The sequence below is a fragment of the uncultured Polaribacter sp. genome, from assembly GCF_947495205.1.
GTDB lineage: Bacteria > Bacteroidota > Bacteroidia > Flavobacteriales > Flavobacteriaceae > Polaribacter.
Window position 1 is genome coordinate 1 of sequence record NZ_CANLXV010000006.1, and the last position, 23127, is coordinate 23127.

Sequence of the window (23127 nt, forward strand, 5' to 3'; positions counted from 1 at the left end):
TGTTTATCAATTTATAATTCTAAAGATAGAAAATTTAGATATCTTTGAACATCTCAAAGATATGAGCCCAGATTGAAACGGCATCCTTTTTGTAAGCTCCTAAATGAAATTTAGGAGCTTACAAAAAGATATAGTGGAAAGCTGGAAATAGCTTCAAAAAAAAAAGATTCCATTACTGAAATCTCTTTTTTTATGATAAATGCAACTTTGTTACTATTCTAAAGCGCCTAAATAACGTTCTGCATCTAAGGCTGCCATACAACCTGTACCTGCTGCTGTTACTGCTTGTCTGTAGTCTTTGTCTTGTATATCTCCTGCTGCAAAAACACCTGGTAAATTTGTTTTAGTTGTTTTGCCTTCAGTGATTAGATAACCGGTTTCATCCATATCTAAAACGCCTTTAAATAAATCTGAATTTGGTTTATGGCCAATGGCAATAAATACGCCTGTTACAGGAATTTCTTGGGTTTCTTTGGTTTGGTTGTTAATGGCTCTAACACCTTCTACCACGTTACTTCCTAAAACTTCGTCTATTTCTGTGTTGTATAAAACTTCAATATTTTTAGTTTTATTTACCCTATGTTGCATTGCTTTAGAGGCTCTCATGTAATCTTTACGCACCAACATGGTTACTTTACTACAAATGTTAGCTAAATATGTTGCTTCTTCTGCGGCGGTGTCTCCTGCACCAACAACCACAACATCTTGTCCTTTATAAAAGAAGCCATCACAGGTTGCACAAGCAGAAACTCCGCCGCCAATTAAACGTTGTTCGCTTTCTAAACCTAAATATTTTGCAGTTGCACCTGTAGAAATAATTATGGTTTCTGCTTCTATTTGTTTAGATTCATCTACCACAACTTTATGAATGCCGCCAACTTTTTGGCTTAACGCTACTTTAGTAACCATACCAAAACGCACTTCTGTACCAAAACGTTCTGCTTGATGTTTTAAATCGTCCATCATTTTAGGTCCTTCTGTACCGTCTTTATATCCAGGAAAATTATCTACCTCTGTTGTGGTAGTTAATTGGCCTCCCATTTGCATACCTGTATACATTATCGGTTTCATATCTGCTCTTGCTGCATAAATTGCAGCAGTATAACCTGCAGGTCCAGAACCAATAATTAAACATTTTATTTTTTCTATAGTGTCTGACATAATCGTTCTTTTATTTTAGAATACAAATGTATTTTTTTAGTTTTATTATAGTGGCAAATTTAAATGAATAATTACAATTTAAGCATAACAAAAATTGATAAAAACACTAAAAAATAATTATGCTTCTTTTTTTTGAATTTTCTTAACCTCTTCTTTTGTTACCATTTTTGGGTTTTTATTTCCCCAAGCGTTGGTAATATAATTCATGACATCTGCAACTTCATCTTCATACAAACCTAAACTAGCCATATTACCATTATATGTTACGCCGTTAACTACTATTTTTCCTTTAAGACCATACTTAATTGCTTGTATACTTGCCTCGCGTTTTTTCATTAAATAGTCAGATTTCGCCAAAGGCGGATATATTTTTGCAACGCCTTTACCATTTGGTAAATGACAAGTGGCACACATATCTACATAAATTTCTTTACCACGTTTTATACTTTGTTGCAATTTAGTTTCTTGCTTTACTGTTGTATAATTTTGTTTGTTTTCTTTTGTTGATAAAAAAAACAAATTTGCTAGTATGAATAAACTTATAATTTTCATGTTAATTTGGTATTATTTTTACAATTCCTAAACTTTCTATTCCTGCATATAAGTAACCATCATTGCCTTGTTCTATAGATCTTACTCTTCCTAAATTTTCTAATATTTTTTCTTCTTTAACTACTTTGCCTTCTTTTAAGTAACAGTTGGCAATGTATTTGAATTTTAAAGAACCAATTAATACATTTCCTTTCCAAGTAGGATATTTGTCTGAATTTACAAAAGCCATACCACTTGGCGCTATAGAAGGATCCCAATAATGTAAAGGCTGTTCCATACCTTCTTTTGCTGTAATATCTGTAAATTTTGTGCCCGAATAATTAATGCCGTAACTTATTACAGGCCAACCATAGTTTTTACCCTTTTTAATAATATTAATTTCATCGCCACCTTTTGGTCCATGTTCATGCGCCCAAATTTCTCCTGTAAAAGGATTGGTTTCCATTCCTTGTGGATTTCTATTTCCATATGTAAAAATTGCTTCTTTTGCATTTTCTACACCAACAAAAGGATTGTCTTTTGGGATACTTCCATCATCATTCAACCTGTAAATTTTACCACAATCTCTAGTAATATCTTGCGGATTTACATCTCTATTTCCTCTATCTCCTACAGAAAAATAGATTCTGTTTTTTGAATCAAATGCAATTCTAGAGCCAAAATGTTGTCCTTTTCTACTATTTGGTGCGGCTTTGTACAATACTTTTTGGTTTGATAAAATACCGTCTTTAAAAACAGCACTCATTAAAGCCGTATTTACGCCTCTTTCTGAACCTTTTGATGATGCATAAGTAAAGTAAATGCGCTTATTTTCTTTGTAATTTGGATGCAATTCTATATCTAACAAACCACCTTGCCCTCTTACAGTTACTGCTGGCATTCCTGCTACATTGGTTTTTTTACCATCTTTGAAATGAATTAATTCACCCGATTTTTCAGTAATTAAAATAGAATTATCTGGTAAAAATGTAAATCCCCAAGGAATGTTAAGTTCTGGCACAACAACTTCTGTTGTGTACGTAAAAGGTACTACTTTTGTTGATGTTATTTTTTGCGCACATGAAAAACATGCAATCAAAAGAAATAACAAAAATGTGTAAGTTTGTTTCATTTTTTATTTTTAAAAATACGTTAAAAAAGATAATTAAAATTTATTCCTGTAAAATAATTTACAGGGTTTCCTGGATAAAAATATCTTGGTGCATTACCACCAAAACTGCTAGCATTTATTAATATTTGTGATGCATAGGTTTCGTTAAACAAGTTGTTTACACCAAAAAAAGTATTTACTTTGATGTCTTTTAAGAAATTAAATGCATACCCAACTTTAAAATTAGTTAGGTTATAGGCGTTAGAATACAAACTATTAGCATCTGTAATTGGCATACTACCCACATATTGATAATTTATATTGCCATAAAAACCGTTGGCAGCGTTAAAATCTACACCCGCATTAAAAACAGAAGAAGGTACTCCTGTTAAGTCATTTCCAGAAAAATTTTTTTCATTGTCTATAAACTCTTTAAAAACAAAATTGTTTAGTATATAATTTGCAAATAATTGTAAGTTAATCTTTTCATTTTCTATCCATTTATAAAAAACTTCTAACTCCAAACCATCGTGTTGTGTTTTGCCTGCATTTATTCCAATAAATTCATCTGCGGCTGTTCTTCTAGAAACCAAAAGGTTTTCTATATTTAGGCGATAGATTGATGCGTTAAATAACAATTTATTATCAAAATAACTCCCTCTTGTACCTATTTCATAATTCCAACCCGTTTCTGGTTTTAAGTTGGTATTAATTTGTCCGTTTGGCAATAAAGTTTCTTCTAATGAAATGGGAGAAAAACCATGACTTACACTAGAAAAAACAGAAATATTTTTTGAAAAGGAATGTGATAACCCAATTTTTGGCGAAAAAATAGCATTAAATGAAAAACTACCAGACTGATCTGGATTATCCTGAGAAACTTCAAAACGGTCTTTTAAAACATAACTGGTTTCATTTGCATTTATACCAATGGTTACGTTTGTGTTTGTTGTAAATTGATAATTTGCTTCTGCAAAAATATTGTAGTAGTTTCTATTTTCTTTAAAATCTGATAAATTATCTCCTTGAACGCTTCCTGTTCCTTCTGGAAAATCACGATACAAATTTGCAAAAGTTTTAGATTGGTAAATATCCTTAAAAACTTCTGCCCCAATTGTCCATTTTAAAGTTTTATCTAAAAAATTAAAATTCCCTAACAAACGAGTTCTTGCACCCACTGCCAAAGTGGTTTCATCTAAAATATTAAAAGGTCTTGGTTCATAATTTTCTCTAAAAGAAGTAAAAACACTCGTAATCTGTTGTACATTATCATTGTAAGAATGCTTCCAAGATAGTCCAAAAATACCACGCTGTGAATCTTCAAAACCTTTTGCTTGTTTCCAAGTAAAAGCAGCTGATTGTGGTCTATCTCTAAACGTTTGTTCATTTAAAGAACTTGGTATAAACGCTTTTAAATTTACATAGCTTGCTAAAAAAGTTAACTCGTTATGCTGTCCTAAATAATGATTGGTGTGTACTGTAAATGTTTCTCTGCTATAGTTGTTGTTTTCTCGAAAACCATCGCTTTTGGTATCACTATATACTGCTTTAACAGCATGGTTACTATCACCATAATTCGCCTTTAACATGTATTTTTGAAGACCAAAAGAGCCTAACAAAAACTCTGGCTGTAAACTAACTTCATTTAAATTGGCTGCTTTAGGATTTAATTGAATAACACCTCCTAAACCAGCACCATAAATGCTAGATGCTGCACCTTTTATTATTTCCATACTGCCAATAGCAGCCAATTCAAAATCTTCTATTGTTGTTTCTCCACTTCCATTTGTCAATGGTATTTCCTTAAAATATGCTCTAATTTTGGCTGTTCCAAAAAGATTCCTTGAACCAATACCTCTGATAGTTATTCGATTGGTATTTAATGCACCGTTTTGCATAAAAAGACCAGGAACCCTGTTTAAAATTGGTGCAAAATCTGTATGATTAGAGCGCGCAATATCTTTGGGTGAAATAATAGCAATTGCTGCCGTTGCTTTTTTTAATTGCTTAGGAATATGGTTAGCCATTACAATTATTTCTTCTAACTCTAAAGCGTTTAATTCTAATTGAATGGTGTGAAATTTATTGGCCTCTAAACGAATGGTTTTAAAATGATAACCTTTGCATTGAAAGGAATAAAATCCTATTTCTTGTACATTAAAACGCCCTGTTTTTGTTACCAATACTTCTTTATTTGTTTTTAAACTTACTATTTTAGTTTGCGTTAATGCAACTCCGTTTGCATTAATTACTTTCCCTTGAATATTGACTTGGATATTGACTTTACTAAAACCTGCAATTGTTTGCAAAAGAAAGGTAAGAAGCATTAATTTTCTAAAAAGTACTGTCAAAAACATTTTTTAACTTTAAGCGTACAAAAGTACATTATTCAAATAATAAATATTTCTTAAATTTTATAACCAACTAACAAATAAAAAAAGTATATTTGCAGACTCTAATGAAAATTGTAGTTCTCATAAACTATTTTTTTATTTTCGGGGTGTAGCGTAGCCCGGTCATCGCGCCTCGTTTGGGACGAGGAGGTCGCAGGTTCGAATCCTGCCACCCCGACTAAAATGAATACCAATAGAAACTAAAACCTTGTAAATCGTATGATTTACAAGGCTTTGTAGTTTTTGGGTTATCATAAGAATTGAATTAATATAGTTTAGTTTGGTTCACAATTCGGTTCACAGTTTCAAAACACAAAAAGTGTGAACCAATTGAATCCTTAATAAACTGTATTTGAAATAGTTGATTTGACTTTCGTCTAAAAGAATGTTTAATTAAAAGACGACAACTATGCAATCACAAATTAATTTTACCTTATCTTTTTGGGTAAACGCAGCACGTATTAAAAACAACCAAGTATCTGTATATGGTAGAATAACTGTAAATGGCAAAAGAGCTAATATTAGCTTACAACGAAAAGTTATTCTATCTGAATGGGATTCTAGAAGAGGAAGAGCAAAAGGTAATAAACAAGAATCACGTTTACTCAATAGATATTTAGACCAAGTTAAAAATAGAGTTTATACAGCATATGATGAACTTATAAAAGAAAAAGCATTTATCTGCTCTCAATCTATTAAAGCTCGTTTTTTAGGTGAAGACAATGAAGAATATTCTTTACTTACTTTAATCGATTATCACAACACTCAAATGAGTGAATCTTTAACTTATGGGACTTTAAAAAACTACTTCACAACTCAAAAGTATATCAAACTATTTTTGACTAATAAAAGAAAAATTCAAGACATATATTTATCTCAATTAACATATCGTTTTGTTGTTGACTTTGAAAAATTCTTGCGTTCATATGTTCCTTCAGACCATCAAAAACAGATGGAAAACAACACAGTAATGAAACATATTCAAAGACTCCGTAAAATGGTAACTTTAGCTTATAAAATGGAATGGATTGACAAAGACCCTTTTATAAAGTTTAAGCCCACTTATATTAAAAATGAACGCGAATTTTTAAGAGAAGATGAGTTACAAAAAATCATTGAAAGAAAATTTGATATAGAAAGATTAATCTTGGTCAAAGACTTGTTTATTTTTAGTTGCTATACAGGATTATCTTACATAGATGTTATGCAGCTAAACGAAGATAACATAAGTTTAGGAATTGATGGAGGTAAATGGATTATCACAAATAGACAGAAAACGCACAATAAAGTTAAAATACCTCTATTACCAATAGCTGAAATTTTAATTAAGAAATATAAAGGTCACATTAAAACAAAAAAAACTAAAACATTATTCCCTAACATTTCAAATCAAAAATTAAATTCATACTTAAAAGAAATTGCAGATTTAAGTGGAATAAAAAAGAATCTTACTTTCCATATCGCTAGACATACTTTTGCTACTACCATAACTTTAAGTAATGGTGTGCCTATAGAAACTGTTTCAAAATTATTAGGTCATACAAAAATTGCTACAACGCAGATTTATGCTAAAGTTATTGAAAGAAAAGTTAGTGATGATATGGCTATTTTAAAAAGTAAATTAAGTCTAAATAATACTGAAAAAAGTAAGAAAGAGCTTCATTTGTAAATTTATTATATAGGTTTCATTTTGCACAACCATTGCACATATTATTTTTTACTTTTGTATTAATGAAATTTGCTACAATCATATTATCAATATTAATACTATTGCTTTCTGCAACACCTTGTTCAGATGGTCTAAATCAAGAAGACCTAAATCAAGAAGAAATAGGTGTTAATCATAATCATCAAGAAGATAGTGACGATTCTTGTCCTCTTACTTGTATTTGTAATTGTTGTGGTATGTCAATAACCTATGAGTCTTTAGCAACATTTGAGTTATTAACTTTCAATAGAATTTCTACAAAATTAGTATCTACTTATCAGTCAAATTATAGATTTGATTTCCAATCTAATATTTGGCAACCACCAAAAGTAATAAGCTAAATTATTACGATTTATAAAATCAATTATTTAGTTAATATTTCAATTAAAATTCAATGAATAAATACTTATTGAGCATAAAGCTCATATTAATACTTTGCCTATCTTTAAAGGCACAAACAAAAGATATACAAATAAAAGTAATTACAGCAGAAGAAAACGAGCCTTTAATGGGTGCTACTGTTTACTTTGAAACATTAGAAAAAGGAGCAGTAACAAATTTTGATGGTATTGCAGAATTTACAAAAATCCCAGATGGTCAGCATCAAATAATCATTTCATTTTTGGGTTTTGAAACATTTGAGACTTCAATTCAAATTCCAAGTAATATAGCGTTAGTCTTTAAATTAAAAGAAGGAGCTAATCAATTAGAAACTATTGTAGTGCAATCTACTAGAAGTACAAGAACGGTTAAAAAAATACCAACACGTATTGAATTTATAGGAGTTGAAGAATTAGGAGAAAAAGCAATAATGAACCCTACTAATATTTCTATGGTGCTTCGTGAAAGTACAGGAATACAAATGCAACAAACCTCATTAAGTAGTGGTAATACCAATATTCGTATTCAAGGATTAGATGGAAGGTACACACAACTTTTAAGAGATGGTTTTCCATTATATGGTGGTTTCTCAAGTGGGTTAAGTATTTTACAAATCCCACCTTTAGACCTACAACAATTTGAAATTATTAAAGGAAGTTCATCAACACTTTATGGTGGAGGTGCAATTGCAGGTTTAATAAATATGGTATCCAAAACACCAGATTTTGAACCTGCTTTAGATATAATGCTCACGCAAACACAAGCATTAGGAAGTACAGCAAATGTATTTTATAGCAAACGAACCGATAAATTCGGTGTATCACTTTATGGCTCTGCTCATTACCAAAAAGCATACGACCCTGAAGGTGATGGGTTTAGTAACTTACCAAAAACAACTGCAATTTCTTTTAACCCAAAACTTTTTTATTATCCATCAGAGAATACAACAGTTTGGTTAGGTTTAAATGGAACATATGACGATAGAATTGGTGGTGATATTAATAAAATTGAAAATGGTGAAGAGGGTATTCATCAATACACAGAAGAAAACAATTCAAAACGATTAAGCAGTCAATTGGTATATCAAACGCAATTAGATGCTGTTAGTTCATTAGAGTTTAAAAATAGTGTCTCTTTTTTTGATAGGAATTTAACAGTTCCCGATTTTAATTTTGATGGAAAACAAACAAATACGTTTACTGAAATTACATATAATACAGCATCAGAAAAAACGGATTGGATAATTGGCGCTAATCTATATACCTCAAATTTTGATGAAAATGATAACTTACCATTACAAAGAGACCAAAAAGATGTAACCTTTGGTGCATTTGCCAATAATATCTATGACTTATCAGATAATTGGATATTGGAAACAGGATTAAGAGCAGATTACAATACTGATTTCGGTTTCTTTCCACTTCCAAGAATTTCATTACTCTACAAAAATGATAATGGTTTTTCAAGTAGAATTGGTGGAGGTTTAGGGTATAAGATTCCAGATATTTTCACAGAAGAAGCAGAATATATTAACTTTGAAAATGTACTAGGTATAGATAAGTCTACCACCAATGCAGAACGTTCTTATGGCGTTAATTTTGATTTCAATTATCAAACGCGACTATCTGATGAGATTGGTTTTTCTATAAATCAATTATTTTACGTGACTGCTATTAAAGATGGAATGCTTTTAAATTCAACAGATAACGGTTTATTTCAGTTCGAAAATGCAACAGATGAAATCTTGAGTAAAGGAGCAGAAACAAATATTAAATTTACCTACAAAGATTTTAGATGGTTTTTAAACTACGCACTTATTGATACCAAACTAAATTATTTACCTGGTAATCCACAGAAACCATTAACTGCAAAACATAATGCAGGTAGTGTTTTAATGTACGAATCTGAAAAATGGCGAATAGGTTATGAAACCTTTTATACTGGCAAACAGTTTTTATCTAATGGTACAGAAACCACAGACTTTGTAACTATGGGTTTATTGATAATGCGTAACTTTAAATTAGGAAGTGTATTTGTAAATATTGAAAATTTTACGGATAGAAGACAAAGCAGGTTTTCACCTTTGGTTTTACCACCTCACGAAAATCCTGTTTTCCCAGAAATATATGCGCCAACAGATGGTTTTATATTTAGTGTAGGACTTATTATTAAACCATTTGGTAACAAAGAACAAGATTAATTATGAAAACAATAGAACAATTATTAGAGTCAAAACAAATACGTGTTACAGCAATGCGTTTATTAATTTATAAGTTTCTTGCTGAAAAAAAGGTAGCAGTAACTTTGAGTGATATTGAAAACGCATTTGAAAAAGCAGATAGAACTACCTTGTACAGAACTATTAAAACCTTTGAAGAGAAAGTCATTGTTCATCAAATAGACGATGGAACAGGAATTACCAAATATGCATTATGTGAACAAGGATGTAATTGTGATATAAAAACCGATTTACACCTACACTTCCATTGTAACAATTGCAATGAAACTATTTGCCTAACAGATCATAAAATACCACAAATTAAAGTGCCTGATGGCTTTGTTTCAGAGAATGTAAACTTGGTTGTAAAAGGTATTTGTGATAAATGTAGTAGTTAACAAATGCACTTCCATTGCACTTACTATTGTACTAATTTTACACAAAATTAATGGATATGAAGTTTAATACTAAAATACCTAAACACCTTAAACAGGCGTATAACGAAGAATTAAAACAATACAGTTTCTGTTTAGAAAATAAGCAGTTTGGTAATGCTTGGTTTCATTTAGAACGTAGTCATATAATAGGTCAATCTTATCCTTTAGAACATACCTATTCACATTGGCTAATGCTAAAGTTTGGCTTTAGACAAAAAGATACTAAAGAGGTATTCGGTCAAATTATTAGGCTTATTGTTGGTGGTTGGAAATCATTTATTAATCACGTCCCACTTGGTAATACAGGTGGTGCAAACGTACCACCATTAAAGCGAATGCCTATTCCAAGTGATATTGAAAAATTATTAAATAAATTATGAAAAATAAATTATGAAAAATAAATTAGCGGTTACAAGTATCCTTACAGCAATCACAGCTTCATTGTGTTGTATCACACCTGTTTTGGCTTTAATTGCAGGAACAAGTGGTGTAGCTTCAACTTTTTCTTGGATAGAACCATTTAGACCTTACTTAATTGGGTTAACTATATTAGTTCTTCTCTTAGCTTGGTATCAAAAATTAAAACCAGAAAAAGAAATCGACTGTGAATGTGAAACAGATGAAAAACCAAAATTTATAAAGTCAAAAACCTTTTTAGGCATTGTAACCATATTCGCAATAGTGATGTTGGCATTTCCATACTATTCAAGTATATTTTATCCAAGTAACGAAAAACAAATCATAGTAGTTGATAAAACAAATATAAAAACAATAGAGTATAAAATAAGCGGAATGACTTGTGCCAGTTGTGAAACTCACATAAACCACGAATTAAATAAACTTAACGGAATTGTAAACTCAAAAACATCTTACAAAAATGGTAATACAATCATTGAGTTTGACAAAACAAAAACAAATGAAGCGGAAATTGAGAAAGCAATTAACTCTACAGGTTATAAAGTAACTAATAAAAAAGAAAATTAATGGAAACTATATTAAAATCGGAAATCACTTGCCCTAACTGCGGACATAAAAAAGTGGAAGATATGCCTACTCACGCTTGCCAATTCTTCTACGAATGTGAGAATTGTAAAACGGTTCTAAAACCACACGAGGGAGATTGTTGTGTGTATTGTTCTTATGGCACAGTTCCTTGTCCACCAATTCAAGAAAACAAAAGTTGTTGCTAAAAGAAAACTTGATGAAAAAAAAGAAAGTTAATTTAAGTGATTTAAAACCAGGTTCAGAAAAGCAACACAATCACAAAGATCATCATAATCACGAACACTCAAATAGTAATTCATTAAAAACCTATATACCTGCAATAGCAAGTTTTATAATGCTAATTATTGGTATTGCATTAGATTATTATGATGTTGATTTTTTTAAAGATTGGATTCGTATTGTTTGGTATGGTGTTGCTTATATTCCAGTTGGTTTTCCTGTAGTAAAAGAAGGTTGGAAAAGTATTACAAAAGGCGATGTTTTTACAGAGTTTTTTCTAATGTCTATTGCAACCATAGGTGCATTTGTAATTGGAGAATATCCTGAAGGAGTTGCAGTAATGTTGTTCTATGCAGTTGGAGAATTGTTTCAAAGTGCAGCAGTTAATAGAGCAAAAAGTAATATTAAAGCGCTACTTGATGTTCGTCCTAATGAAGCTTTGGTATATCGAAATAATGATTATAAATCGGTAAATCCTGAAACTGTAGAAATTGGAGAAAAAGTAAAAGTTCGTGTTGGTGAGAAAATTCCTTTAGATGGTATTTTATTATCCGAAAAAGGTTCTTTTAATACTGCTGCATTAACTGGTGAAAGCAAACCTGATACGATTACAAAAGGAGAAAAAGTGTTTGCAGGTAGCATTAATATGGATGGTGTTATTGAAATTGAAACTACTAAAGAATTTAAGGACAGTTCTATTGCCAGAATTCTGGATATGGTTCAAAATGCAACAACTCGTAAGTCTAAAACCGAATTGTTTATTAGAAAATTTGCGAGAGTATATACACCAATTGTTGTGTTTTTAGCAATAGCTGTTACATTTCTACCTTATTTTTTTGTAGATGATTATGTGTTTAGAGATTGGCTATATCGTGCATTAATATTTTTAGTAATATCCTGTCCTTGTGCTTTGGTAATTTCTATTCCTTTAGGATATTTTGGTGGTTTAGGTACAGCTTCAAAAAATGGTATTTTATTTAAAGGTGCTTCTTTTTTAGACGCAATGACCAAGATTAATATTTTGGTAATGGATAAAACTGGAACCGTAACAAAAGGAGTTTTTAAAATTAAAGATATTAAAGCCATTAAATGGGAGGAAAAGGAATTTATGAAATACTTAATGGCTATGGAGGAACAATCTACACATCCTATAGCAAAAGCTATTTTAGAGTATAAAGCAGATGGTAAAGATTTTGAAGCTTCACAAGTATCCGAAATTGCAGGTAAAGGATTAAAAGGGAACGTAAATGACAAACCTGTTTTAGTTGGTAATAAAGCCTTAATGAAGGCAAATAATATCGAAGTTTCCAAAGAAATTGACACTATTGTAGAATCTATAGTTTTAGTGGCTATTGATAACGCTTTTGCAGGCTATGTTGTTATTGCAGATGAATTAAAAGAGGATGCAAAAGAAACAATTACGGCGTTACACAAAGTAGGTATTAAAAAAATAATGATGCTTTCTGGAGATAAAGATTCTATTACCCAAAAAGTAGCATTAGAATTAAATATTGAAGAAGCCAAAGGCGGTTTATTACCCGAAGATAAATTAAATGAAGTAGAAAAGTTAAAACAAAATTCAGAAAATAAGATTGCTTTTATTGGTGATGGAATTAATGATGCACCTGTTTTAGCAGTAAGTGATGTTGGTATTGCAATGGGTGGTTTAGGTAGTGATGTTGCCATTGAAACAGCAGATATAATTATTCAAACAGATCAACCTTCAAAGGTGGTAAAAGCGATTCAAATTGGTCGTTCTACAAGAAAAATTGTATGGCAAAATATCGGATTAGCATTTGGCGTAAAAGTGATTGTCCTAATTTTAGGAGCAGGTGGTTTAGCTACAATGTGGGAAGCAGTTTTCGCAGATGTTGGTGTTGCTTTGTTAGCAATATTGAATGCTGTAAGATTACAGAGAATTTATTAAAACAATATTTTTCAACATTAATTTTAATCTTTTTTGTCACTATTTCGTACCTTTGTTTTTAGAATGTCAAAGTTATCACATAAAATATTAGCTGTTTTAATGTCGTTTGTAGTCTTATTTTCTACAACTTCATTTGCTATCACAAAACATTTTTGTGGTGATACTCTTGTAGATACTGCAATTTTTTCTGAAGCTTCAACTTGTGGGATGGAAAGTCAAAAAGATACTTCTGCAACTATTTCTGGTTGTTCAATCATAAAAAAAGATTGTTGCAAAGATGAACAAGTATTAATTGATGGTCAAGACGAAGTACAATTGCAGGTTGATAAAATATCTTTTAACCAAGAATTATTTATTGCTTCGTTTATCTACACATACATTAATCTTTTTGAAAATTTAGAGAATAATGTATCTTCGTTCGAAGAATACGAACCACCACTCGTCATAAAAGAAATCTTCAAGATTGACGAGACTTATTTAATTTGATTTTTAAACAATAGACTATAATATCCTATAACTGCAATGTTATAAGGATAATTTGTTGTATTCGATGTTTTTCTAACATCTATGTCTAATTGTTTAATAATCAAAATATAATGCTAAATAAAAGCATCAAATTCTTAATAGAAAATAAACTTGTAGCAGTTTTACTACTCTTATTATTTGTAGGTTGGGGTACCGTAAACGCTCCTTTTAATTGGGATATTCGATTTTTACCAAGCAATCCTGTAGCTGTTGATGCTATTCCAGATATTGGCGAAAATCAGCAAATAGTATTCACAAAGTGGGATGGTCGTTCACCTCAAGATATTGAAGATCAAATTACATATCCATTAACAACTTCGTTATTAGGTATTCCAGGAGTTAAAACAATTAGAAGTTCTTCTATGTTTGGTTTTTCCAGTATCTACATTATTTTCGAAGAGGATATCGAGTTTTATTGGAGCAGAAGTAGAATTTTAGAAAAACTAAATTCATTACCTAACAATTTATTACCAGAAGGTGTAAATCCTGCTTTAGGTCCAGATGCCACAGGTTTAGGTCAAATATTTTGGTATACTTTAGAGGGGCGTGATGAAAAAGGAAACGTTACTGGTGGTTGGGATTTACAAGAATTGCGAAGTATTCAAGATTACTACGTAAAATACGGATTGTCATCTGCAAGTGGCGTTTCTGAAGTTGCTTCAATTGGTGGTTATGTTCAAGAATATCAAGTGGATGTGAATCCAGAATTAATGCGTCAATACAATATTGGTTTAAATCAAGTTGTAAAAGCCGTTAAAAGTAGTAACCAAGATATTGGAGCACAAACTTTAGAAATCAATCAAGCTGAATATTTAGTTCGTGGTTTAGGATATATAAAATCGATTGATGATATTGAAAACGCAGTAGTTACTTCCGTAGATTTTACAGCAATCAAAATAAAAGATATTGGTAAAGTTTCTTTAGGTCCTGCTACAAGAAGAGGTTTGTTAGATAAAGAAGGCGCAGAAGTTGTTGGAGGTGTTGTAGTTGCAAGATATGGAGCAAATCCTATGGAAGTAATTACGAATGTAAAAACTCAAATTGAAGAATTAAAAGGAGGTTTACCAACAAAAATTTTAGCAGATGGTAGAACATCACAAGTAACTATTGTCCCTTTTTACGATAGAACAGAATTAATTGAAGAAACTTTAGATACACTAAATGAAGCGTTAACATTAGAAATTTTGATTACCATTTTGGTAATTATTGTAATGGTTTTCAATCTTCGAGCTTCTATTTTAATATCTGGTTTATTACCTGTTGCAGTTTTAATGGTTTTTGTAACGATGAAACTATTTAATGTGGATGCAAATATTGTAGCACTTTCAGGTATTGCAATTGCGATAGGAACTATGGTTGATGTTGGCGTAATTCTCGCCGAAAATATGATTCGTCATTTAGATGATAAAAAGTTACAAACTCGTGAAGATGGTACAAAATATACTACAGACGAAGTAATCTATAATGCAACTGCAGAAGTTTCTGGTGCCATTTTAACAGCAGTTTTAACAACAATTATAAGTTTTGTACCTGTTTTTACAATGATTGGTGCAGAAGGTAAATTGTTTAGACCTTTGGCGTTTACAAAAACAATGGCACTATCAGCTTCTTTGGTTATTGCTTTATTTTTAATTCCCCCTTTTGCAGCTTATCTATTTAGAAAAACAACACTAAAAAAATCTTTTAATCATATTATAAATATTGCTTTAATAGTGGCTGGTATTGTAATTACAATTAGTGGTTATTGGTTAGGAGTAATTCTAATTGCTTTTGGAGTTAATGGTTTATTATTTGTTATAGGAAAACTAAACAAGAAAAATAACAACCTTATAAATATCATTATTTCTTGTACAGCTATTATATTCTTACTTGCAGAATATTGGCGTCCATTAGGTTTTAATAGAAGTATCTTAATCAACCTGCTTTTTGTAGCCATTATTTGCTTTGGTATTTTAGGTATATTTTCAGTTTTTAGAAAATACTATGGTCAAATTTTAAAATGGGCCTTGGCTAATAAAGTTTTGTTTTTAATAATTCCTGCAACTGTTCTTATTTTTGGAGGTTGGATTTTAAACAACACAGGTAAAGAATTTATGCCTTCTTTAAATGAAGGTTCATTTTTATTAATGCCAACTTCGTTGCCACATTCTGGAGTTGCAGAAAATAAACGCGTTTTACAACAATTGGATATGGCAGTAGCCACAATTCCAGAAATTGAAACTGTGGTTGGTAAAGCTGGTAGAACAGAATCTGCTTTAGATCCTGCACCTTTATCAATGTATGAAAATATGATTCAGTATAAAACTGAATATATAAGAAATTCAGAGGGAAAAAGACAACGTTATAAACTAAATGAAGATGGTGCTTTTGAATTGAAAAATGGTGGTTTTGTAACAAATCCAAATAATACTGAAAATGTCTCCTTGAGCGCAGTCGAAAGGTCTCAACTTATCGAAGATGAAGATGGAGAATACTACAGAAATTGGCGACCAGAAATTAGTTCTCCAGATGATATTTGGAATGAAATTGTAAAAGTCACCAAATTACCAGGCGTTACTTCTGCTCCAAAATTACAACCCATAGAAACAAGGTTGGTAATGCTTCAAACAGGTATGCGTGCACCTATGGGAATAAAAGTAAAAGGACAAGATTTAAAACAAATTGAAGCTTTTGGTTTGCAATTAGAAAGCTTTTTAAAACAAGCAGAAGGTGTTAAAGTAGAAGCAGTTTTTGCAGATAGAATTGTTGGTAAGCCATATTTACTAATTGATATTGATAGAGAAAAAATAGCACGTTATGGAATTTCTATTGAAGATGTTCAGAATGTTTTAAAAGTTGCAGTTGGTGGTATGCAATTAACTCAAACTGTTGAAGGAAGAGAACGTTATGGTATTCGAGTTCGTTATCCAAGAGAATTGCGTAACAATCCTGAATCGATAAAAGACATTTATATCCCTGTTGTAAAAGGGAGTCCTGTTCCTTTAAGCGAGTTAGCAACGATTAGATATGAGCAAGGTCCACAAGTTATAAAAAGTGAAGATACTTTTTTAATTGGTTATGTACTGTTTGATAAATTAGATGGTTTTGCAGAGGTTGATGTAGTAGAAAATGCCCAAGAATTGTTTCAACAAAAAATAGATTCTGGTGAATTAACGGTTCCAAAAGGCATCAGTTATAAATTTACGGGAACTTATGAAAACCAATTACGTGCAGAAAAAACCCTGTCTGTTATAGTTCCATTAGCATTAGCAATTATTTTCTTGATTTTATATTTTCAGTTTAAATCGGTTGCTACATCATTTATGGTTTTTACAGCCATAACCATTGCATTTGCAGGTGGTTTTATTATGATTTGGTTATATGGGCAAGATTGGTTTTTCAATTTTAGCTTTTTTGGTGAAAATATGCGAGACTTATTTAATATGAAAACCATCAATTTAAGTGTGGCAGTTTGGGTTGGTTTTATTGCATTGTTTGGTATTGCTACAGATGATGGTGTAGTTATGGCAACCTATTTAACACAAACTTTTAAACGTGAAAAACCTACAGATAAAAAGAGCATACGAGCTTCAGCTTTGGAAGCTGCAGAAAAAAGAATTCGTCCTTGTTTAATGACTACTGTTACAACAATTTTAGCATTATTACCAGTTTTAACCTCCACAGGTAAAGGTAGCGATATTATGATTCCAATGGCGATTCCAATTTTTGGAGGAATGGTCATAGACATCACATCTTATTTTCTTTTACCTGTTTTATATAGTTGGAGAGAAGAATTAAAATTAAAAAAAGCAAACAAATGAAAAATTTAATTTTTACACTCATAAGTTTTTTAGCTTTTGGTTTTTCAAATGCACAAGAATTAAATGTACTTATTGAGCAAGCTCTAAAAAACAATCCAGCAATTCAAAAATTTGAATTGCAATATAATATTGCATCAGAAAAAGTGAATGAAGTAAATACATTGCCAAATACTGAATTTGGTGTTGGGTATTTTGTAAGTGAACCAGAAACCAGAACTGGTGCACAACGTTTTAGAATTTCTGTGAAACAAATGTTGCCTTGGTTTGGTACAATTACTTCCAGAGAAAGCTATGTTTCTTCTATGGCAAAGGTTAAATATGAAGATATTGTTATTGCCAAACGAAAACTAATTACTTCAGTTTCCCAATCATATTATAATTTGTATGCAAATAAAGCAAAGCAAAATGTTTTAAAAGAAAATATAAAACTACTTCAAACTTATGAAACACTAGCATTAACATCCGTTGAAGTTAATAAGGCATCTATGGTAGATGTATTGCGTTTGCAAATGCGCCAAAATGAAATGGAGCAACTATTGGCAATTTTAAATCAACAGTATTTAACAGAACAAACTACCTTCAATAAGTTATTGAATCGTGATAAATCAATTTTTATAAATGTTGTGGATGATTTGAATTTTCCTGCAGAAAATTTTGATACCAAAACTAATAATTTATCAGTTCATCCAGAATTATTAAAGTACGATAGATTGTATCAATCTATAGAAAAATCAGAATTATTAAATCAGAAAGAAAGCGCTCCAATAATTGGTTTTGGTTTAGACTATATAAATGTTACAGAACGTCCAAATATTAGTTTTAGTGATAATGGTAAAGATATTTTGATGCCAATGGTATCTCTTTCTATTCCTATTTTTAATAATAGTTATAAATCAAAAACCAAACAATATAGCTTACAACAAGAAGAAGTTTTAGCACAGAGGAAAGAACGAAAAAATAAATTAGAAACGTTTTTAGATAAAGCAAAAAATGAACGCATTTCTGCAAGAATTAGTTATAAAACACAAACTAAAAATCTGAAACAAGCTAAAAATGCAGAAGAAATTCTAATTAAAAACTACGAAACTGGTACTATAGATTTTAATGATGTTTTAGATATTCAAGAGTTACAATTGAAGTTTGAAATGAATCAAATTGAATCTATAAAATCTTACTTCGTACAAACCACAATTATTAATTATCTAACCAATTAAAAAAGATGCAAACACTAAATATAAAAAATATGGTTTGTAACAGATGTAAAACAGTTGTTCATCAGTTATTTAATAATTTAGGTTTTCAGATCTTGTCTATAGAACTTGGTAAAGTTGAGATAAAAGAAAATGACAATAATAATTTTGAAAAACTTGAAAAGGCATTAAAAAAGGAAGGTTTCGAAATTATTAAAGAGACATCAAAAGCTTTGATGGAAAAAATTAAAATAGCACTAATTAAACATATTGATAAAAGTGATACAGACTATATACTTTCTGAATTAGCAAACGAATTAGGTAAAACATATTCTTTTTTAAGCAAGTCTTTTAGTAAATCTGAAGGCATAACACTTGAGAAATATTTTATAAGTCTCAAAATTGAAAAAGTAAAAGAACACATCCAACTAAATGACTTAAACTTTACAGAAATAGCGTACAGTTTAAATTATAATAATAGCAGTCATTTAGCAAAACAATTTAAAAATAATACAGGTATTACAATGACAGATTATAAAAAATCAGAGATATGGAATAGAAAGTCTTTAGACAAAATTGTATAAATATGAACCATAATTAGAAAAGTAAATTAGAAAAGCTCATTGTAATTTTACAGATTAATTTAAAATATTTAATAATGAAACACACGTATAATATTACAGGAATGACTTGTGGAAACTGCAAAGCTTCTGTAGAAAAATATTTAGGAGATATAAATAATGTTACCAATGTTTCTGTAAATCTCGAAAAAGGAGAAGCAGAAGTTACAATGGAAAAACATATAGAAACCAAAGTTTTAAAAGATGCTTTGCCAGAAAAATATACACTTTCAGAAAAAAAAGAAGAAAAGAAAGAAATACCAGCAGTAGATTTTGGTGAAGAATTTGAAAAATCAAAATTCGAGCAATTAAAACCATTATTTCTAATCATCTTTTATATTACAACTGCAGGTATTTTATTGAACTACAAAAACTGGAATTGGAGTAGTTTTATGCTCGATTTTATGGGTTTATTCTACATTATATTTAGCTTTTTTAAAATGTTAGATTTAAAAGGATTTCCAGATTCATTTAGAATGTATGATCCTTTGGCAAAAAGAGTTCCTATTTATGCTAAAATTTATCCCTTTATAGAAACTGCATTAGGTCTAATGTTTTTAATGCGTTTTGAAATAACTGTAGCCCTAATAATTACACTGGTTATTTTAGGTGTTACTACAATTGGTGTTACAAAAACACTTTTAGACAAAAAAGCAATTAGATGCGCTTGTCTTGGTACTGCTTTAAAGTTACCAATGACAGAAGCTACTTTTATAGAAAACGCAATTATGATTATAATGGCAATATTAATGTTAACAATTTAAAATAGAAAAATTATGAATTCAAATGAACACAAAAACAATAATAAAAGTATGAGCAATTACACCAAATTCTTTTTAATGTTAGGTTTATCTTTTATAGCGATGTACATAACTATGTATTTAAATACCTATGAATTTGACCACGTATATTTTAGTCTAACACGCTTTTATATGGTTTGTTTAGGTACTTCTACAATGGCAGTAATTATGTGGTTTTTTATGAGAAATATGTATGAGAATAAGAAAAAAAACATTGCAATTCTTATTGGAAGTTTTGTTCTTTTTGCAGGTTCATTAGGTTTGGTTCGTGAGCAAAAATCTACAGTTGGCGACGTTCTTTGGATGAAAGCAATGATTCCACATCATTCAATTGCAATCCTTACAAGTGGAAGAGCTGATATTAAAGACCCAGAAGTTAAAAAATTGGCAGAAGATATTATTAAAGCGCAGAAAAGAGAAATTGAAGAAATGAAAGCGATGATAAAACGTTTAGAAAATGAAAAATAAAAATATAGCAATCTATTTAGGAATACTTGCTTTCGGTTTGTTGTTGGGCTATTTTTTCTTCGGAAATTCTTCTGATAAGACAACTCACAATCACAATGAAGTTTCTACAAAAAGTCAAATGTGGACGTGTTCTATGCATCCACAAATTATGAAATCAGAACCTGGTGATTGCCCAATTTGTGGTATGGATTTAATTCCTGCAGAAAATAGTTCAGATGGTTTAATGGCAGACCAATTTAAACTGACAGAAAATGCAATGGCTTTAGCAAACATTCAAACGTCTATTGTTGGTAATGCTAAAGTAGAAGATAATGGAACTCTATTATCAGGAAAAATTGTAGAAAATGAAGAAGAAAATGCTATACAAGTAAGTTATTTCTCTGGTAGAATAGAACGTTTAAACATCAATTCTACAGGTGTAAAGGTTAATAAAGGGCAACTATTAGCAACTATTTATTCACCAGAATTATTTGCTGCACAACAAGAATTAATTACAGCTTCCTCTTTAAAAGAAACACAACCAACATTATACAAAGCTGTTCGTAACAAATTGAAATTATGGAAACTTTCAGAAACTCAAATTAATCAAATTGAGACATCAGGTAAAGTAAAAGAAAACTTTCCTGTGTATGCAACTGTTACTGGTACAGTTTCAGAAAAATTAGTAGCAGAAGGAGCGTCTGTAAAACAAGGGCAACCTTTATTTAAAATAGCAAACTTTAACACTCTTTGGGCAAATTTTGATGTGTATGAAAATCAGATTGGTTTGTTTAAAAAAGGTCAAGAAATTTCTATAACAACAAATACCAATAAAGTAATTAATGCAAAAGTAGATTTTATAGACCCTGTTTTAGATACAAAAACAAGAACCGTAAAATTAAGAGTTGTACTTAATAATAGAAACAACCTATTAAAACCAGGAATGTTTGTTGAAGGAAAAATTAAAGGAATCAATTTCGATAAAGGAGCAATTATTTCTATACCAGCATCAGCGATTTTATGGACAGGAAAACGCTCTGTTGTTTATGTAAAAACAAATGATAATGCTCCCGTTTTTGAAATGCGCGAAATTACATTAGGCAATAGAATTGGCGACAACTACGAAGTTTTAAAAGGTTTAAAAAATGAAGATGAAATTGTAACTAATGGAACTTTTACTGTAGATGCTGCTGCTCAATTACAAGGCAAAAAATCTATGATGAATAAAAAAGGTGGTGAAGTAATGACAGGTCACGAAAATCATCTTGGTATGGCAAAGAATACTTCATCAATAACAAACAGCTTCAATAAAAACGAGAGAATAGAAGTGTCAGAAGATTTTCAAAATCAATTAAAAACAGTTTTTAATGAGTATATAAAATTAAAAGATGCTCTGGTTAAAGAAGAAACTAATAAATCAATTTCAGCTTCAAAAAAGCTATTAGAAAAATTATCTAAAGTTGATATGAAACTACTAAAAGATAACGAAACTCATACAAATTGGATGTCTTTAGTAAAAGAGATAAAAATTTCTACAACATCAATTTCTAAAGCATCAAATATTGAAGAACAAAGAAGTCATTTTAAAAATTTGTCTTTAAACTTAATAAAAGCAATTCAAATATTCGGTATCAACACAAAAGTGTTTGTAGAATTCTGTCCTATGGCAAATAGTAACAAAGGTGCGTATTGGTTAAGTAAAGAAGAAAAAGTAATAAATCCTTATTATGGTGATAAAATGTTAACCTGTGGTGAAGTAAAACAAGTAATAGAACAATAAAACAAATTAATAATTAAATTTTAAACAAATGAAAAAAGTAATTTTAAGTGTAGTAATTATTGCAGCAACATTATTTGTAAGCTGTAAAAACGAAGGTAAAAAAGAAACAAACACCAACAAAACTGAAGTTTCTAAAGAAATGGCAACAACAGAAATTTCTTTTGGTGTAAGAGGAAACTGTGGTATGTGTAAAAGTACAATTGAAAAAGCAGCAAACAATGTTGAAGGTGTTGCAACTGCAGATTGGGATGTAGATAAAAAGAAAATTGCTGTTTCTTTTGATGAAAGTAAAACTAATGAAATGGCTATTCATAAAGCAATTGCAGCTTCTGGTTATGATACAGAAAAAGCGATAGGAGATTTAGATGCTTATGATAATTTACCTGGTTGTTGTAAATATGACCATACTATGGAAATGAACCAATAAAACTGTTTAGGGAAGAAGTGTATTTTTTTTTATAAAAAAGCACTTCTTCCAAAACTATTAGTTAAGCTTTATTATTTGCACAACCATTGCATTAATTTATTTATATCTTTGCTATAATGAAATATTTAACCTTCATATTATCGCTTTATATTTTAGCTCTTAATTTAGCACCTTGCGAAGATTATGCTGCGCTTGATAATGAGGTTAAAACAGAAAATTTACAAGCAACAAACATTGATCATCAACATCAAGATTTAGACTTATGCTCTCCTTTTTGTATTTGTCAATGTTGTCATATTAATACAATAGATTTCAAATTTATAGATGTAAATATTATCTCATACTACATTTCTACCCAAGACTTTTTCTACCAAAATGGTACAGAAAAAGACTTTACTACTTCAATTTTACAGCCACCAAGGGCTTAATTCAGTTTTTCAAAGGATA

Annotated in this window: 21 protein-coding genes and 1 tRNA gene; 18 read left to right on the forward strand and 4 right to left on the reverse strand. The window is 30.3% G+C overall.

Translation table 11 applies throughout. The annotated features are described in order from the left end of the window. Positions 1-213: 213 nt before the first annotated feature. From trxB to Q0762_RS07150, 4 genes are all read right to left on the reverse strand, one after another. Complete coding sequence (gene trxB / locus Q0762_RS07135) at positions 214-1161, reverse strand: thioredoxin-disulfide reductase (RefSeq protein ID WP_298765307.1); 948 nt, start codon at positions 1159-1161, stop codon at positions 214-216. A gap of 117 nt (positions 1162-1278) precedes the next feature. Beyond that, on the reverse strand, positions 1279-1713 hold the full coding sequence (locus Q0762_RS07140) for a cytochrome c (RefSeq protein ID WP_298765309.1): 435 nt from the start codon (positions 1711-1713) through the stop codon (positions 1279-1281). Position 1714: 1 nt separating this feature from the next. Then, complete coding sequence (locus tag Q0762_RS07145; RefSeq protein ID WP_298765311.1) at positions 1715-2824, reverse strand: PQQ-dependent sugar dehydrogenase; 1110 nt, start codon at positions 2822-2824, stop codon at positions 1715-1717. A gap of 20 nt (positions 2825-2844) precedes the next feature. Continuing rightward, entirely contained in the window at positions 2845-5160 is a 2316-nt protein-coding gene (locus Q0762_RS07150; protein WP_298765312.1) for a TonB-dependent receptor, read from the reverse strand. Between the two features lie 139 nt (positions 5161-5299). Between Q0762_RS07150 and Q0762_RS07155 the strand changes: the two genes are divergently transcribed. From Q0762_RS07155 to Q0762_RS07240, 18 genes are all read left to right on the forward strand, one after another. Beyond that, positions 5300-5374: transfer RNA gene (locus Q0762_RS07155), tRNA-Pro, on the forward strand. Between the two features lie 231 nt (positions 5375-5605). Next, positions 5606-6865, forward strand: a complete 1260-nt coding sequence (locus Q0762_RS07160) for a site-specific integrase (protein ID WP_298765313.1) — start codon at positions 5606-5608, stop codon at positions 6863-6865. Positions 6866-6897: 32 nt separating this feature from the next. Then, positions 6898-7245: a DUF6660 family protein gene (locus tag Q0762_RS07165; protein ID WP_298765315.1), complete on the forward strand. Its 348-nt coding sequence runs from the start codon at positions 6898-6900 to the stop codon at positions 7243-7245. A gap of 53 nt (positions 7246-7298) precedes the next feature. After that, positions 7299-9485: a TonB-dependent receptor gene (locus Q0762_RS07170; RefSeq protein ID WP_298765317.1), complete on the forward strand. Its 2187-nt coding sequence runs from the start codon at positions 7299-7301 to the stop codon at positions 9483-9485. Between the two features lie 2 nt (positions 9486-9487). After that, a complete protein-coding gene (locus tag Q0762_RS07175) occupies positions 9488-9901 on the forward strand; it encodes a transcriptional repressor (RefSeq protein WP_298765318.1) in 414 nt (137 codons plus the stop codon). 56 nt (positions 9902-9957) lie between these two features. Beyond that, on the forward strand, positions 9958-10320 hold the full coding sequence (locus tag Q0762_RS07180; RefSeq protein WP_298765320.1) for a DUF3703 domain-containing protein: 363 nt from the start codon (positions 9958-9960) through the stop codon (positions 10318-10320). Positions 10321-10330: 10 nt separating this feature from the next. Further along, the gene (gene merTP, locus Q0762_RS07185; RefSeq protein WP_298765322.1) at positions 10331-10924 is read left to right on the forward strand and encodes a mercuric transport protein MerTP; all 594 of its coding nucleotides are present in this window, start codon (positions 10331-10333) and stop codon (positions 10922-10924) included. Continuing rightward, positions 10924-11130, forward strand: a complete 207-nt coding sequence (locus Q0762_RS07190) for a GDCCVxC domain-containing (seleno)protein (RefSeq protein WP_298765324.1) — start codon at positions 10924-10926, stop codon at positions 11128-11130. Before merTP ends, Q0762_RS07190 begins: the two co-directional genes overlap by 1 nt. 11 nt (positions 11131-11141) lie before the next feature. Further along, entirely contained in the window at positions 11142-13091 is a 1950-nt protein-coding gene (locus tag Q0762_RS07195; protein ID WP_298765325.1) for a heavy metal translocating P-type ATPase, read from the forward strand. Positions 13092-13154: 63 nt separating this feature from the next. Continuing rightward, a complete protein-coding gene (locus Q0762_RS07200) occupies positions 13155-13577 on the forward strand; it encodes a hypothetical protein (protein ID WP_298765326.1) in 423 nt (140 codons plus the stop codon). A gap of 110 nt (positions 13578-13687) precedes the next feature. Beyond that, positions 13688-17416: an efflux RND transporter permease subunit gene (locus tag Q0762_RS07205; protein ID WP_298765328.1), complete on the forward strand. Its 3729-nt coding sequence runs from the start codon at positions 13688-13690 to the stop codon at positions 17414-17416. Next, positions 17413-18630, forward strand: coding sequence for a TolC family protein (locus Q0762_RS07210; RefSeq protein WP_298765330.1), 1218 nt, complete (start codon positions 17413-17415; stop codon positions 18628-18630). Before Q0762_RS07205 ends, Q0762_RS07210 begins: the two co-directional genes overlap by 4 nt. 5 nt (positions 18631-18635) lie before the next feature. Beyond that, the gene (locus Q0762_RS07215) at positions 18636-19190 is read left to right on the forward strand and encodes an AraC family transcriptional regulator (RefSeq protein WP_298765332.1); all 555 of its coding nucleotides are present in this window, start codon (positions 18636-18638) and stop codon (positions 19188-19190) included. Positions 19191-19264: 74 nt separating this feature from the next. Further along, positions 19265-19990 carry a heavy-metal-associated domain-containing protein gene (locus Q0762_RS07220; RefSeq protein WP_298765334.1) on the forward strand — a complete coding sequence of 242 codons (726 nt, stop codon included), beginning with the start codon at positions 19265-19267 and terminating at the stop codon, positions 19988-19990. A 12-nt stretch (positions 19991-20002) separates the two neighbouring features. After that, positions 20003-20494, forward strand: coding sequence for a DUF305 domain-containing protein (locus Q0762_RS07225; RefSeq protein ID WP_149025838.1), 492 nt, complete (start codon positions 20003-20005; stop codon positions 20492-20494). Then, positions 20484-22253 carry an efflux RND transporter periplasmic adaptor subunit gene (locus Q0762_RS07230; protein ID WP_298765340.1) on the forward strand — a complete coding sequence of 590 codons (1770 nt, stop codon included), beginning with the start codon at positions 20484-20486 and terminating at the stop codon, positions 22251-22253. The genes Q0762_RS07225 and Q0762_RS07230 overlap by 11 nt, the downstream gene beginning before the upstream one ends. Positions 22254-22281: 28 nt before the next feature. Then, entirely contained in the window at positions 22282-22680 is a 399-nt protein-coding gene (locus Q0762_RS07235) for a heavy-metal-associated domain-containing protein (RefSeq protein WP_298765342.1), read from the forward strand. Positions 22681-22796: 116 nt separating this feature from the next. Beyond that, positions 22797-23108, forward strand: a complete 312-nt coding sequence (locus tag Q0762_RS07240; protein ID WP_298765346.1) for a DUF6660 family protein — start codon at positions 22797-22799, stop codon at positions 23106-23108. Positions 23109-23127: the final 19 nt, after the last annotated feature.

What these genes read in the sequence shown, in the direction of transcription:
- Q0762_RS07220 (WP_298765334.1), top strand. Translation starts at nt 19,265, where the DNA reads ATGAAACACACGTATAATATTACAGGAATGACTTGTGGAAACTGCAAA.
- Q0762_RS07240 (WP_298765346.1), top strand. Translation starts at nt 22,797, where the DNA reads ATGAAATATTTAACCTTCATATTATCGCTTTATATTTTAGCTCTTAAT.
- Q0762_RS07205 (WP_298765328.1), top strand. Translation starts at nt 13,688, where the DNA reads ATGCTAAATAAAAGCATCAAATTCTTAATAGAAAATAAACTTGTAGCA.
- Q0762_RS07210 (WP_298765330.1), top strand. Translation starts at nt 17,413, where the DNA reads ATGAAAAATTTAATTTTTACACTCATAAGTTTTTTAGCTTTTGGTTTT.
- Q0762_RS07215 (WP_298765332.1), top strand. Translation starts at nt 18,636, where the DNA reads ATGCAAACACTAAATATAAAAAATATGGTTTGTAACAGATGTAAAACA.
- Q0762_RS07195 (WP_298765325.1), top strand. Translation starts at nt 11,142, where the DNA reads ATGAAAAAAAAGAAAGTTAATTTAAGTGATTTAAAACCAGGTTCAGAA.
- Q0762_RS07190 (WP_298765324.1), top strand. Translation starts at nt 10,924, where the DNA reads ATGGAAACTATATTAAAATCGGAAATCACTTGCCCTAACTGCGGACAT.
- trxB (WP_298765307.1), bottom strand. Translation starts at nt 1,161, where the DNA reads ATGTCAGACACTATAGAAAAAATAAAATGTTTAATTATTGGTTCTGGA.
- Q0762_RS07200 (WP_298765326.1), top strand. Translation starts at nt 13,155, where the DNA reads ATGTCAAAGTTATCACATAAAATATTAGCTGTTTTAATGTCGTTTGTA.
- Q0762_RS07145 (WP_298765311.1), bottom strand. Translation starts at nt 2,824, where the DNA reads ATGAAACAAACTTACACATTTTTGTTATTTCTTTTGATTGCATGTTTT.
- Q0762_RS07230 (WP_298765340.1), top strand. Translation starts at nt 20,484, where the DNA reads ATGAAAAATAAAAATATAGCAATCTATTTAGGAATACTTGCTTTCGGT.
- Q0762_RS07170 (WP_298765317.1), top strand. Translation starts at nt 7,299, where the DNA reads ATGAATAAATACTTATTGAGCATAAAGCTCATATTAATACTTTGCCTA.
- Q0762_RS07175 (WP_298765318.1), top strand. Translation starts at nt 9,488, where the DNA reads ATGAAAACAATAGAACAATTATTAGAGTCAAAACAAATACGTGTTACA.
- merTP (WP_298765322.1), top strand. Translation starts at nt 10,331, where the DNA reads ATGAAAAATAAATTAGCGGTTACAAGTATCCTTACAGCAATCACAGCT.
- Q0762_RS07160 (WP_298765313.1), top strand. Translation starts at nt 5,606, where the DNA reads ATGCAATCACAAATTAATTTTACCTTATCTTTTTGGGTAAACGCAGCA.
- Q0762_RS07180 (WP_298765320.1), top strand. Translation starts at nt 9,958, where the DNA reads ATGAAGTTTAATACTAAAATACCTAAACACCTTAAACAGGCGTATAAC.
- Q0762_RS07150 (WP_298765312.1), bottom strand. Translation starts at nt 5,160, where the DNA reads ATGTTTTTGACAGTACTTTTTAGAAAATTAATGCTTCTTACCTTTCTT.
- Q0762_RS07140 (WP_298765309.1), bottom strand. Translation starts at nt 1,713, where the DNA reads ATGAAAATTATAAGTTTATTCATACTAGCAAATTTGTTTTTTTTATCA.
- Q0762_RS07235 (WP_298765342.1), top strand. Translation starts at nt 22,282, where the DNA reads ATGAAAAAAGTAATTTTAAGTGTAGTAATTATTGCAGCAACATTATTT.
- Q0762_RS07225 (WP_149025838.1), top strand. Translation starts at nt 20,003, where the DNA reads ATGAATTCAAATGAACACAAAAACAATAATAAAAGTATGAGCAATTAC.